The sequence below is a fragment of the Paenibacillus sp. DS2015 genome (genome assembly GCF_050433705.1).
Classification (GTDB): Bacteria; Bacillota; Bacilli; order Paenibacillales; family Paenibacillaceae; genus Paenibacillus_AQ.
Genome location: NZ_JBNPWS010000011.1, coordinates 89,290 through 102,281, shown reverse-complemented (window position 1 = coordinate 102,281; position 12,992 = coordinate 89,290). Strand labels below are relative to the sequence as shown.

Sequence of the window (12,992 nt, the reverse complement as noted above, 5' to 3'; positions counted from 1 at the left end):
GGTAATGCTCCTATCATTATAAATTGATGATACTGCCCATCCAGAATAAAAGGGCAACGTAAATAGCAGATACAGTAATGAATACATAATCTCGTGGAAGTATTTTTAAATAGGCTAGCTTGATACGTTTGACTTTCGGATCCTTGATGGCATAAGTAAAGCCCTTCACTTCTAGAGCTTCAACTGTTGTTCGCGTACGCTTTGCCGTATTGAGAATGAGCGGATAAAAGGCTAGAATGGATATTTTTCCGATATGAATGAGCGATCGATAGCCTAGAAACCCCTTGCGCAGTGGCGCACGTCCACGAAGCCTGTAAGAGTAAAGTAGATTGTTATATTCTTCAATCAGGATCGGTAACATCCGGTAGCCATATGCTACCCCGAAGCTGAATTGCGCTGGCATACCGAGACTGAGTAGGGCATCGCTAAGTTTCTCAGGATCCATACTGGAGAAGACAGCAATGCTCGCAAGCGCAATGACCAGAAGTTTCAGCGTTAGCGTGGACAGTGCCCATGCGGCAGAGAGTCCACCACCGAATGCGAGCGAGACGATCAGCATATAAGCTGTGTCGGTCAGTAGTCCAAAGGCCAGAACAATGAGTACGAGAACGCTAGGCTTCGAAGTGTAGGTAAGGATAGCGATCGCTAGTAACATACCGATGAGTACTGTTTTGTCATGAATAAACCAAGGGGCAATCGCAAAGAAGGAATACCATACGATGAGAATCCGTGGGTCGAACTTTGAGAGGAACGTCAAAGAATGCCCGAAAGCTGTTCTTAGCAGCTCAATCTTGATTCTTTCTACACTTAACTTTTCCCAAAGTGTCGATTTATGGGGCTGTTCAACTAATTCCATATGAAGGCTCCTTTCTTGGTGTACTCTGCATATGAGCTACGAATTCATCCACAGATAAACATGCTGGCACGATACCCAGACGCCCACTTAATTGAACGATCTGTGGCGCAATCAATGCTGCCTTTTCGAGAATATCCGTATGCTGAAATACAGTACGGCTGTCTGTGTCGAGTAGGATGTGGCCTTCATTCATGACAATAACCCGAGTGGCCCAATCCGCCACAAGTTGCATGTCATGTGTAGCTACGACGACGGCCTTGATATGATCATGGAGCTGATCGAACAACAGGGTCATTTCCTTGCGGCTGGCAATGTCGAGGCTCGCGGTTGGTTCGTCGAGTAGCATAATGGTCGGACGCATAGCCATACCGATCGCAAGTGTCGCACGTCGTTGTTGTCCGCCACTTAGTAACCGGCCATCACGCTCTTGCAAATCGGTTAATTTAAATCTTTCTAACACCTCGTCCACGAATGAATCGATTCCCTCTTGTTTTCTAGCGTCCAGGAAGTAAGATATATCTTGGCGAATGTTATCGGCAATGAACATTTCCTCGGGATTCTGGAAGAGGAAAGCGACTTGGTCGGACAATTGTTCTGGTGTCGTCTTGCGTGTATCTGTCCCGCAGACAGTTACCTTGCCTTCCCAAGGACGGCGTATCCCTGAGATTAATCGTAATAGAGTAGATTTGCCAGCACCGTTGTTGCCAATCAGTGCGATTCGCTCTCCTTCGTGAATGTCTAAGTCGATGCCACGAAGTACAGGCTTCTGCTTACGATCGATGCCTTGATAACCGCAGGTTACTCTCTCGAGACGGACAAGTGGTTGAAGGGGAGTTACTCTTATAGGCAGGTCCTGCTTAGCTTGGGTCAAGTCCCTTGAAGTACTTATTCCGAGCGGTGCCCAATGGGCAGTAGCTTCTTCAATTGTTATAGGGTACACGGTTCCTGGTTTCCTATCTTGTTCGCTGCAAAGAGCATGGAATGCTTGAGTCACTTGTGGAGGCTGAATATTCATTTCGTTGAGCTCTGTGACCGCAGACAATCCTTCGGAGACAGATTTCACCCACCGGATTCTACCGCCAGCTTCCATGAGAACAATCTTGCGGCAGTAATCGGCGATGAATTCGGTGTGATGCTCAATGACGATAATTGTTTTTCCATACTTTTCATTCAACAGTTTAAGCTTCTCATAAATAATGCGTGCATGAGCAGGATCAAGCTGCGCTACCGGTTCATCCACGACGATAATATCGGGATTCAGAGATAATGCTGCAGCTAGTGCAGCCATATGTTTCTGCCCACCACTTAGTTGCCATATCCACTCTTTCTGCAAGTGTTCAATTTCGAGCATTTGCAGTGCAAGCATACCTCTTTCCTTGTAGTCCTCGAACCCGAAGTTAAGGGGTGCGAAGCAGACTTCATCGTAAACAGTGGGACGTACCAATTGGTTCTCGAAGTCCTGGAATACGTAGGCGACATCCTTAGAGAGTTCAGCAACGCTTCGTTCCGATGTAAGATGTCCGCCAATCATCACAGTTCCTTCCATATCACCGGAATAATAAGTGGGGATTAGACCGTTAAAGCATTTGCAAAGCGTCGATTTCCCACTCCCGTTACTTCCTGCGATCGCAATAAAATCACCGCGGTTAATCGTTAGACTAACCTGTTCTAGAGAATTGGATTGTGCACCTGGGTAACGGAAGGTCACGTTGTTGAGCTGGATAATCGGTTGTTCCTCCGTCGATGTGTTCGCCATTAAGCTGCTTCACCCTTCCGTTTATTTGATTTTCTATTTAAAGCCCATAGTATCGTTGTAATGAAAATAACGGTTGCAACGCCCATACTGATCCATATCGCGCCATTACCCATACCAGCTATGAAATCCGATTCCCAGTCAATGAAGTTAATGTCCGATTCTGCCATAAATTCTGCTGTACCTGCTGCGACGAACAATAGAATGCCTAGAATGAGTAATCTTGGTGTGACGAAATCGCCAATAGATGTAGTCGCACGTCCATCACGAGGCTTCATACCGAGTAGGGGTTCAACTTTACCGTACAGACGCGGGACCAGGTATAACGTCGGGAGTAATGCGAATAGTGTTCCAGAGATAACCATGGCATTTAGAAAAGCAAAACCTTCGATAGCCAATATGCTCTCAGGTAGGCCTGGAACGGCTTCGAATTCCTCGATTCCAAAAGTTACTTTTCCGATATCGACGATGGTACCGAGCAGTTGATCGATCCCTATAGCGACATAAGCCGCAATGGCCAGCTGGCGTTTGTTGGAGGGGTTCGTGACAAGCATTCCGGCGATAAATATAGCCAGTGAGAATTCGATGAATTTCTCTAACTCACCTAGCCCTCCGAATTGACCTAGTAGTAGTTCTCCAAAAATAATTTCTCCCACACAAGCACCTAAAGCTGCATACAGAGGATTAAAGAGAATAGCGAATAGAAGTGGAATGAAAATGAAATATTCAACTTTAAGTTCAATGGGTCCAATCTTTAATTCCGGTAAAAGCTCCGTAATCATGTTCGAAATACCGTACAAAGACATGGATAAAATGAAAATCATAAGTTTTTGCTGTGAGGTTAACTCCCAGCGTTTCTTCATAGTTCCAGCGTTCATTTTCGTTCCCCCTAAAAGTTTTGGATGGCCAACTAGTGCTCCAAAAGACTACATTGTAAGTTAGGATGTGTGTTGTTACGTCTTCTCTTTATAGAATAGGGTAAGTTTGTTCTCAGACTGTTAAGACAATGTTATTTATGCGTTAAATTTTATCATGTTATTGCATATGAAAATAAACTTTCATTATAATAAGCATATAACGTTATAACGATGTCGATAAAGGGGCGGTTATGGAGTGAGAATCGATTTGCATACACATGCTAAATGGTCAAAAAGTATTGGATTTTCCTATGATTATTTTCGGAATATGATGAAGGAGGCCGGTAAAAATCAGTTGGATGCCATAGCATTAACGGAGCATTTCAACACACATCGGTTCTACGATATTTACGATATCTTAGACCGTCATTGCGAATATGTTGGGGGTTATTATATTGTTGAAGGGATAAAGGTATTTCCTGGAATGGAAGTTGATGTCGATGAGTTGGGGCATATTCTGTTGATCGGAACGAGGGAGAGTATCGTTAGGGTCCGCTCGAGGCTGGAAGGGTATACAACGGAGGGTAACTATATTGAAATGGATCCATTGCTGGATCTGAGTGATGAGCACGGTTGTATTAGTATTGGGGCCCACCCGTTTCGCGAATTGAATCCTCTTTACCATATGAAGCGGGAAGTGCTGAAGCGATTGGATGCCTTCGATTTGAACGGTAGAGATCTACATCATTATGGACTGGATATGGAGGGAAAGGTAAACGCTCTGGCAGAACTTATCGGATTACCGGTCATCGCGGGAAGTGATACACATCAGCCATTGCAATTCGGAAGTGTGTACAATCAATTTGAACAAAGTTGTGACACGATTGATCAGTTGCGTAATGCCATACGGTTAGGGGCTTATGACTATCATATTTCGCAGCATCTTCATTCGAAGGTGAACTCGGCTGAAGTAGAACAAGCTCAATATAAGAAGAATTTAATAAGGATTTAATAACACTGAAGGAACTCGTAGCCCAACGACTAATGGAATTCCGAAGTAAAGAACCGTTTGATTTGAATTCCTTTCAACAAATCTCCTTGTGGTGAAGCCAAATTTTCTTGAAATAATATAACTAGACTTTTCATCTTCACTCTCATTCATTTGTTTAAAGTAAAGAATAATACACGCATCATGAATCCCCTGTTTTGTTTCTGGTTGTTGCTCATTTCTACTTGAGAATCATATTTACGCATATTATCGAATCCTATTTGATTGTCCGTAGTGGGAAATCAGCTGCTTTCTAACCATATAACCATTTCACAATTAGTGGATGACTCTTATCCAAGCTACAAAATGAGGTTAAAGTAGCGCGAATGTTATACTGAATGGAAGAGTTGTGTGAGATCAGGATCGAGATTGAGGAGTGAGCAGCATGGATAGTACGAACAACGAAGAATTAAGCTGGCAGGCGGAAGCATTTCTCCGCCTTTGTTACGTTGAGCTGAACAAATCTGAAGCCCAGCTGGAGAATCGCATCATAGCCGTACGCGAAGAAATACAGAACTCTGGCACCTATTCTCATACAGAGGAAGAGTTGGAGCACGGAGCGCGTATGGCTTGGCGACATAATAGCCGCTGCATTGGTCGCCTGTTCTGGCATACGCTGGAGGTCATCGACGCACGTCAGGCAGAGAATGAGGAGCAGGTAGCGGAGGCTCTGTTACAGCACTTGGAAAGGGCGAACAATGAAGGGCGCATTCGTCCGCTAATCACGATATTCCGTAGCGATGAAGACCCTGCTCGGAGCATCCGCATATGGAACCATCAACTGATTCGGTATGCCGGTTATCCCGGCGCAGGAGACACCCGTTTTGGTGATCCGGCATCGGATGACTTCACCCGAGTATGTCAGCGTCTGGGTTGGCAAGGCACCGGCGGAGATTATGATGTGCTACCGTTGGTTGTCGGTATCGGAGAAGGACATCCTCGTTGGTTTACTATTCCCAAGAGCCTCATTCAGGAGGTCCCATTAAGTCATCCGGAAATTGAACGGTTTCCGGAGCTGCAACTTCGCTGGTATTCTGTACCTATCATTTCAGACATGCAGCTGGAAATTGGAGGAATTCTGTACAAGGCCGCTCCATTTAATGGCTGGTATATGGAAACTGAAATTGGCTCACGGAATCTGGGAGATACCGAGCGATATAATCGTCTACTGGCTGTTGCTGATCTGATGGGACTCGACCGTTCCAGCAATACGACATTGTGGAAGGATCGGGCACTTCTAGAACTGAACCGTGCGGTGCTTCATTCTTTCAAGCAAGCAGGTGTCAGTATTGTTGATCATCATACTGCGGCCGATCAATTCGTTCGCTTTCAGCAGCAAGAGCAAGACAGAGGACGTCAGGTATCAGGGCGCTGGTCTTGGCTTATTTCGCCGTTGTCACCATCGGCGACTCCAATCTGGCATGATCATACCTTGAAGGAAATAGATCTCAGCCCCCGCTATCTATATCAGAATCCAGCATATACAGGTTGGTTGGAACAGGAGGATCGTTCTCCAAATGTTACTGATAACGACGACATAGGGTCGTCCGAAGTGCGATCGGCTGAAAGTCATTGTCCTTTTCACCGTTGATAATATATGGTTCACGTTTTAGAAAACATGTTTACTTGTATGGGATTGGCACCCAGGGGCGAATAGCAAGAGTGAATCCTCAATAACCGAGAATTATGGGTTTAATCAACACTGTGACATACTATAAGGTGCGTTAATAACATACTAATTAGTATTGAATTTGAAAGGGGGATGTAGGTGGAGAAGGAGAAGATTGTACGCATATTTGACAAGCAAGCAAAGCAATATGAGAATAGAAAAGAAGGATCGACATTGAGACAATGGCGACAGAAGCTATTACAGGATGCAGATGGGGAAGTGCTCGAATTGGCTGTGGGGGCAGGGGCCAATTTTCCATTTTATCCTTCTGGTGTGAAGATTACAGCAACTGATATTAGCCCAGAGATGTTGAAGAAAGCTAAGCAAGCGAGTAAGGTACATAATCTTCAAACCAAGTTTGTCTTGTCTGATATTGAAGAGCTTGAATTTGCCGATCATTCATTTGATACGATCGTGTCGACGTTATCCTTGTGTTGTTATGAGAATCCATTAAAGGTATTGAATAAGCTCAATAGCTGGTGCAGTCCCGAGGGGAAGATCTTACTCATGGAGCATGGGATTAGCTCGAATATAGCATATTCCACGGCTCAAAAAGTATTCGATCCACTCTTATATCGCTTCATTGGATGTCACCATGCAAGAGACATGCAAGATTTGCTTCAAAAGTCAGGCTTAACGATGATCAGAGTGGAAAGTTACTGGATGGATACGGTGAAGTTGATCTGGGCTCATCCCTCCCGTGTATGAATCCTGCTCTATATAGTATAATGTTAAGGCTCAGATTGTAGGTAGGGATCACTGATCCCATGGATCAAGATGGCATATCCGAAAAAATCCTAATCCAAAGCCCTATTCTGTCGATAATAATATATTAAAGTCATAAGGCAAAAGGACTAGATGATGAAATTTAGCAGACTATATACCGATAAGAGAATTGCATATCTTATGTTTGTTTCCATTGTTGTATTGAGCGCGCTCATGAGCGTCAAACTATATATATCGCACTACTCGACTAACCAATCAGCTCAGGTTGCGCTTGCAAAGCAGTATATCGGGATTGCCACAAATGTTGCAGAGGGACTTGATAAAGATGCCTATCAAAAGTTTCTATTAACTAAAGAAGATGAAGATAACCGTAAAGAGATAAGTCATTATTTAGAACAATATCGCTATCGTATTAATGCGCTCTATGTTTATATTTTAATGCTAGACGAAAGTGATGTTTCTAAGGTTATGGCATCGGCATTTCCTCCCCATTTGAAAGATTTCCCCATAGGTGAGCCGTGTACGGTTCCTCCTGCTCAAGTGAGAAGGGCTAAGAGCGGTAAAAGTTATTTTACGGATATTATTAAGGATGAAATGAACGGCGCTTACCTGTCTGTGGGAGTGCCATTGTACAGTGATGATGGAACGATTCTTGGTGTTGTTGGCATTGATATTGATGCGAAGGAGTTAGAGGAGGTTAGTCAGCAAGTCGTCGTTAATAATAATGTCTTCGTCTTTATTATTGATATATTATTTGCGATGTCATTGTTAATCGTTGTATTTCTCTTAAATAAGTGGTACAAAATACGTTTCAAAAGAGATTTAGATCAAACAGAAAAAATGTATATCTCTGAACTTGGAAAAGTAATGGATACGATTAAGTCAAGCAGACATGATATGATGAATCATCTTCAGGTTCTAGGTGGATTAATGGATTTGCAGTTGCATGATAAAGTGAACGATTATTTAAAACAACTGACGAAAGAGTCTAAAATTTCAGAGATGTCGTTACGGATTAAGAATCCAATCCTGATGGTCTTATTTCAGAGTAAGTGGGAACTTTCCCAGTCTAAAAACATACAAATGTACTTCGAAGCCGATCAGTATGATTATAGTAGAGTGGACTCTATGGACTTAGCCAAGATATATTCTAATCTGCTGGATAATGCCATTGAAGCAACGGAGTCTTATTCAGGGGATCTTCCCCAACAGATCCATGTCGTATGCCAAAGAGTGGGAGGCAAATATATATTTGCAGTAGAGAATCCGGCTCAACTTACAGCTAAAGAACAGAAGAACCTCTTTCAATATGGTTATACAACCAAAGAAAATAAAGATGCTCTGCGGGGTAATGGTTTAATGATCATTAAAAGAACGGTTGAGAGATACATGGGCGATATTTATTTTCAGTATGAAAAGGGTAAGGTGAATATTCGGATAATCATTTGAGAACGCAATAGGCTGAAAGCTTAACAGTAACAATACTTGAGCTTAAATTATGAGGACAAGCATAAAAAGAGGCCATTTCATTATGAAATGCCTCTTTTTATTTTGCTAATCGTTGGTTAGGTAAGTTCTATGAAATAATGGGCATTCGGGAGTATCCTTATTTCAGGGTAGTTAAGGCAGGGTGACCTTTCACTTAACAGAAGATCATTCACTAAAAGATACGAAAGGATTTGTACCCTTGGGTAGCAACTCGCTAAAGTTAAATTCGTAAGTAGGGAATCCCGCCGCATAAGGTGCAATTTCATACTGTTGGTATAGTATGGCGATTCCACCTTCTCTGACGTAGAAATCTGGCTTAGCGTTCAATCCAGCGGACACATCTGCGAAGGATTCGTTCTTTGTTCTTTCTTTTAGCATGTTATCCAGCGTTTGCTTGTAGTTCGGATCCGCCTTAAGTAAGTCTCCCAGTTCCAGCTGCATTCCACTCTTCAATGAGAAGGTAAGTCCTTCACGTACTGTGCTACCATGGGCTCCGCCAGTATAGGAACTTTGATCGATCACGACACTGAGGATACCTTCACGATTAAAGGTAACAAGAAAATCCTGACGGAAATCATACTTGTGCTCTTCCACTGATGCGTCTCTATTGTTGGCACTTTTTTCACTTTCGGTTACGAATTTCTCGGTTTTCTGCTTGAACACGGCATTTATTTCTTGTTGCGCTTCATTTGTCATTGTTTATTTTTCAGGATGATGGAATGCTTCGATATATTAATCCTAGCACTATGCCGAATGTGGGAATCCTAATCAACTTTAATAAACCCATTACTAATGCTCTGGAAGATATAGATGCACTTAAGAGTAAAGTTTTCTTCTCTACTGACGATGGGCAGAACTATAACCCTTTAAGTGAACAAGATCAGGTGAGTTTCGAAGGAAATGCTTTAGTAGTCACCTTCGATAAGAAATACAAAGGTTCGCAAAATGTATTAAAGTTGCTTGCTGGTGCTGTTAAAGATGCAGATGAGAATGTGAATAAAGAGGTTATTACTTACTCAATCAGTGCAGGACCTAATTTGGTCTTTTCATCCGATACTCATGATATTAATGTTGGTGATAGCATCCATTTCAGCATTGATCAAGCTGAGACTGTATATCTGGTTTCACAGAGTTTTGGGGGTGGGAACCAGACCGATTACGAATATCTAGTGGTTGAAGGTAAAGCCGCAAAGCGGATTGTAACAGAGAGTGAAATTAATACTGATGTTACGCTGGATACGACAGGTTTAACTCCAGGGCGATACAGCTTGCAGGGGTGGTCCGGTGAGAGTACTTGGATTAACCTTTCAATTACGCCGCAATTTAATATAAATAATACTAATTTTCACGTTGATAATCAAAGTGGAACCGATTCGGATTCCATTGCATTTAGTGGCCTTCAACCAGGTGATATTGTACGAATCTACACTGGGTATGATCTGAGTGGCTTGATTACATCTGGGACTGTTGCTGAAGGAAGCACGGAGGTTACAATCTCCGTCCCTCTTGATGATGCAGGTGAAATTACTCTCTATTATACGATTCAATCAACAGGCAAAGCAGAGAGTTGGTCTGTAGGAAGTACCTACCCTGCGAAAAGTGATCCGCCTCTTGTCAATGACGTAGTCGAATAAGTTACATCGCAATAATATAGTTATCATAAACCCGCGAGATTAATCGCGGGTTTATTTGTTATGTAACCTTACAGAACCTTTGTTAATCTTTGGACTCGGATACAGAAGAGGACATGACTCAGACTGTAAAGCTTATGTTATGTGGAGCGGAGTAAGGGAGGATCTCTTCCATTTACCCGATAATCGTTTTTTCCTTTGGTAAAGGTAACTAAATCCCCACGTTGCAGCAGTTCATAAGCTTCGTGGGATTGGAGGAAGCGAGATAGGATTGTGTTTACTCTGATCTGCTATTGTTCGAATACTATAAGCTATACAAAATTGAGCAGCATAATAGGTTGTCATGACGAGTGGACCGGAGAACGAAATATCGGATACAAATAGATTCCAGGATAATATAGAGTCCGAAATCGCAAATAAGAGGCTTCCGATAATTGCCCATTTGCGACCCGTCATGATAGCAGACCAGGTCATCAAGGAAATTACGATTACATAAAGAAGAACAGGCACAATTAAGGATTCATTGTTATTTCGTATTAAGGCATATATGAGCTCTCGACCCATAAATGAACAATACAGGGCAATCGGAACAACGGTTGCGAACCGAATTCTTGAGTAATGCCACCTGCTAAAGAAACCAGTCATGTAGAATAGATGCCCGATTAGAAAAGCAGATAAGCCAACGACAAACGAACCGAGCAGACCATCACCCAACATACAGAAGAACAATCCGATGAATAACACCCAGTGAGAACGTTCTCTCATGGAGGGGATTTGCAGGTACGCATAGACGATAATGAGCCACATCGGAATTAACTTGAATAGAAGCTTAACCGCGTGTGGATCAGAAGGAATGAAGAAAATATAGAGCAGGCTCATTAGAAGGATTAGGGCAGGCAAACGATAATGTTTCAGAACAATTGCTCCTTTATAATTTACTTACCTATAGTTTGGATTCGATTTCCGAGTTATACCATTGTTCCCAGCTTATCTGATCATCAGATAGTACATAACTCGATATAGGTGTCACGCAATCTTGAAAACCAACCCCACCCAGTACAAACTTTAAATCAGGAAATTCCCCGTGACAGACTTCTATCGAATCCTCCAATACCCCAATGTGGCACGGATGGGTAATCGAGATGGCCACTACTCTAATATTCTTCATTTCAATTAATATCGTCAATTCGGATAAGGGTACATTGGGGCCTAAGTAGATGACATCCATCCCTTTTTTTCGTAAAAATAAACTGAATAGCATCAATCCTATATGATGTTGCTCTCCCTCAGGACAGAGTGCCAAGACTTTCGGAAGATGCGGATAAGTAGGAAGGATTCTAAAGAATTGGGTAAATCTTTGCATAACTAATTGGGTAGAGAAGTGCTCTTGAGCAACTGTGATGTTCCCATTCTCCCATTCCAGACCCATTTGGAATAATACAGGAATAAGTATGTTGTGGAATACGTCGTCATAGTGATACATCGAAAATGCTAGATCGATGGTCTCATGTGCCCGAATTGTATTGAGATCAGCCAAATCATGGAACAGTCTATTGATCAAATCATCGTAAATGGTATTGCTATGAAGTACTTGTTCCCTCTTAACTGGCCCTTCAAGAGTTCTTTGTTTCAACAACCAAACAGCTTCACTAATTTTCATGTTGTTTACGTCAATTTGATGCTTTAACCATTTCAGAGTTTCAATATCTGTTTCGCTGTATAACCGATGTCCGCCATTACTGCGAATGGGACTTATAATCTGGTATCTATTCTCCCAAGCACGTAGGGTAACAGTGGGAATACCGAGTAATTCAGAAGCCTTTTTAATACCATACATATATTCACACCTCAGCTTTATTATACATAAACTACACAAAATAAATAGGGTAAGTATGATATGAACGCAAGACGAGATTGTTTTAACAATACTGTTGCATATTTTGTATAGATTACGTATAGTTATAATCATTATTATACAAAAACTATACTAATATACCCAACCCACGAGGGGGAGCTCCATGAGTAGTGTGAGATATGATACATATGCTAGTACGCAAGTACTGGAACAGAACGCAGTCCTTGCTGCGATTGAGAATTCATTAGCCATGATCGAATTCGATATTGAAGGGAATGTGCTGTGGGCAAATGACAACTTTGCACGGGCTATGGATTATGAAGCATTTGAAATGCCAGGAATGATGCATCGGCAGTTTTGTACATCAGAATTTGTGAACAGTGCGGAATATACAGCGCTATGGAACGATTTGAAAAGTGGACGTCCTTTTCAAGAAAAAATATTACGAGTTACAAAAAATCATCGTCTCTTATGGTTTGAAGCGACATATACCCCCGTTTTTGATTCAGAAGGTCATGTGCAAGCTGTTATTAAAATAGCAACAGATATTACGGATCGGGAAAATGCGACTACAAGAGTTACAAGTGAATTTCAACACATGGCTGAGGATCTTTTGAAACGAGCAGAGGAAGGAATCTCCAGCAGTCATCAAATTGCAGCAGCCATTGAACGGGTCGTTAAGGAATCCGATGACAACATGCGAAACCTCCAGTTGTTGGAGAATAGGGCTGACTCCGTTCGTGGGTCTTTACAGACCATTCAGTATGTTGCCTCGCAAACTAATTTGCTGGCTTTAAATGCTGCGATTGAAGCAGCGCATGCAGGGGAATATGGGCGTGGATTTAACGTGGTGGCAAACGAAGTGCGCAAGCTGGCTAAGCAAGCAGAAGAAACAACGAAGGAAGTGAACTCCAATTTGGAGGGGATCACTGCTCAGGTGGAAGAGATTGCAAAAGCTACGAAACGTTCACAAACGGTTATTATAGATAGCCAACGCCTTACCCAACTGGCTGTTGATGAATTTACAGGCATCGGTCAAGCGGCAGGTCTTCTTGATAAACAGGCCAGAGCACTAGGGGATATGTTGTAAAGAAGCGCGAAAAGGGGAT

General features: G+C 42.4%; 12 protein-coding genes and 1 pseudogene. 6 read left to right on the top strand and 7 right to left on the bottom strand.

Annotation, left to right across the window (positions count from 1 at the left end; genetic code table 11):
- Positions 1-16: 16 nt before the first annotated feature.
- The 3 genes from J2T13_RS11900 to J2T13_RS11890 are packed head-to-tail and all read right to left on the bottom strand — an operon-like array spanning position 17 to position 3,487.
- On the bottom strand, positions 17-856 hold the full coding sequence (locus J2T13_RS11900; RefSeq protein ID WP_429371463.1) for an energy-coupling factor transporter transmembrane component T family protein: 840 nt from the start codon (positions 854-856) through the stop codon (positions 17-19).
- Positions 843-2,612: an ABC transporter ATP-binding protein gene (locus tag J2T13_RS11895; RefSeq protein WP_429371461.1), complete on the bottom strand. Its 1,770-nt coding sequence runs from the start codon at positions 2,610-2,612 to the stop codon at positions 843-845. Before J2T13_RS11895 ends, J2T13_RS11900 begins: the two co-directional genes overlap by 14 nt.
- Complete coding sequence (locus J2T13_RS11890; RefSeq protein ID WP_429371459.1) at positions 2,612-3,487, bottom strand: cell division protein FtsQ; 876 nt, start codon at positions 3,485-3,487, stop codon at positions 2,612-2,614. The genes J2T13_RS11895 and J2T13_RS11890 overlap by 1 nt, the downstream gene beginning before the upstream one ends.
- Before the next feature lie 235 nt (positions 3,488-3,722).
- On the opposite strand from J2T13_RS11890, the gene J2T13_RS11885 reads away from it, so the two are divergent.
- Complete coding sequence (locus J2T13_RS11885) at positions 3,723-4,478, top strand: PHP-associated domain-containing protein (RefSeq protein WP_429371457.1); 756 nt, start codon at positions 3,723-3,725, stop codon at positions 4,476-4,478.
- An 18-nt stretch (positions 4,479-4,496) separates the two neighbouring features.
- Here the strand turns inward: J2T13_RS11885 and J2T13_RS11880 are convergent.
- Positions 4,497-4,646 (bottom strand): annotated as a pseudogene (locus tag J2T13_RS11880) (hypothetical protein); the annotation flags it as partial.
- Positions 4,647-4,899: 253 nt separating this feature from the next.
- Here J2T13_RS11880 and J2T13_RS11875 point away from each other — a divergent pair.
- The 3 genes from J2T13_RS11875 (at position 4,900) to J2T13_RS11865 (ending at position 8,358) form a co-directional block, all read left to right on the top strand.
- On the top strand, positions 4,900-6,105 hold the full coding sequence (locus J2T13_RS11875) for a nitric oxide synthase oxygenase (protein WP_429371455.1): 1,206 nt from the start codon (positions 4,900-4,902) through the stop codon (positions 6,103-6,105).
- A gap of 177 nt (positions 6,106-6,282) precedes the next feature.
- On the top strand, positions 6,283-6,891 hold the full coding sequence (locus J2T13_RS11870) for a class I SAM-dependent methyltransferase (protein WP_429371453.1): 609 nt from the start codon (positions 6,283-6,285) through the stop codon (positions 6,889-6,891).
- Between the two features lie 231 nt (positions 6,892-7,122).
- Complete coding sequence (locus J2T13_RS11865) at positions 7,123-8,358, top strand: sensor histidine kinase (protein ID WP_429371451.1); 1,236 nt, start codon at positions 7,123-7,125, stop codon at positions 8,356-8,358.
- 204 nt (positions 8,359-8,562) lie between these two features.
- Here J2T13_RS11865 and J2T13_RS11860 read toward each other — a convergent pair whose 3' ends face one another.
- Positions 8,563-9,093, bottom strand: a complete 531-nt coding sequence (locus J2T13_RS11860; RefSeq protein ID WP_429371449.1) for a DUF3298 and DUF4163 domain-containing protein — start codon at positions 9,091-9,093, stop codon at positions 8,563-8,565.
- Here J2T13_RS11860 and J2T13_RS11855 point away from each other — a divergent pair.
- Entirely contained in the window at positions 9,093-10,031 is a 939-nt protein-coding gene (locus J2T13_RS11855; protein WP_429371447.1) for a hypothetical protein, read from the top strand. The two genes, J2T13_RS11860 and J2T13_RS11855, sit on opposite strands and share 1 nt — an antisense overlap.
- A 231-nt stretch (positions 10,032-10,262) precedes the next feature.
- Here the strand turns inward: J2T13_RS11855 and J2T13_RS11850 are convergent, their stop codons facing one another.
- Together J2T13_RS11850 and J2T13_RS11845 are read right to left on the bottom strand one after the other, a co-directional pair.
- A complete protein-coding gene (locus J2T13_RS11850) occupies positions 10,263-10,907 on the bottom strand; it encodes a lysoplasmalogenase (RefSeq protein ID WP_429371446.1) in 645 nt (214 codons plus the stop codon).
- 64 nt (positions 10,908-10,971) lie between these two features.
- Positions 10,972-11,865, bottom strand: coding sequence for a MerR family transcriptional regulator (locus tag J2T13_RS11845; RefSeq protein WP_429371444.1), 894 nt, complete (start codon positions 11,863-11,865; stop codon positions 10,972-10,974).
- A gap of 181 nt (positions 11,866-12,046) precedes the next feature.
- On the opposite strand from J2T13_RS11845, the gene J2T13_RS11840 reads away from it, so the two are divergent.
- A complete protein-coding gene (locus tag J2T13_RS11840; RefSeq protein WP_429371442.1) occupies positions 12,047-12,973 on the top strand; it encodes a methyl-accepting chemotaxis protein in 927 nt (308 codons plus the stop codon).
- The last annotated feature ends 19 nt before the right edge of the window (positions 12,974-12,992 follow it).

Coding starts and splice junctions, on each gene's coding strand:
- J2T13_RS11895 (WP_429371461.1), bottom strand. CDS start 2,612: ATGGCGAACACATCGACGGAGGAACAACCGATTATCCAGCTCAACAAC.
- J2T13_RS11900 (WP_429371463.1), bottom strand. CDS start 856: ATGGAATTAGTTGAACAGCCCCATAAATCGACACTTTGGGAAAAGTTA.
- J2T13_RS11850 (WP_429371446.1), bottom strand. CDS start 10,907: ATGAGCCTGCTCTATATTTTCTTCATTCCTTCTGATCCACACGCGGTT.
- J2T13_RS11865 (WP_429371451.1), top strand. CDS start 7,123: ATGAGCGTCAAACTATATATATCGCACTACTCGACTAACCAATCAGCT.
- J2T13_RS11875 (WP_429371455.1), top strand. CDS start 4,900: ATGGATAGTACGAACAACGAAGAATTAAGCTGGCAGGCGGAAGCATTT.
- J2T13_RS11890 (WP_429371459.1), bottom strand. CDS start 3,487: ATGAACGCTGGAACTATGAAGAAACGCTGGGAGTTAACCTCACAGCAA.
- J2T13_RS11840 (WP_429371442.1), top strand. CDS start 12,047: ATGAGTAGTGTGAGATATGATACATATGCTAGTACGCAAGTACTGGAA.
- J2T13_RS11845 (WP_429371444.1), bottom strand. CDS start 11,865: ATGTATGGTATTAAAAAGGCTTCTGAATTACTCGGTATTCCCACTGTT.
- J2T13_RS11860 (WP_429371449.1), bottom strand. CDS start 9,093: ATGACAAATGAAGCGCAACAAGAAATAAATGCCGTGTTCAAGCAGAAA.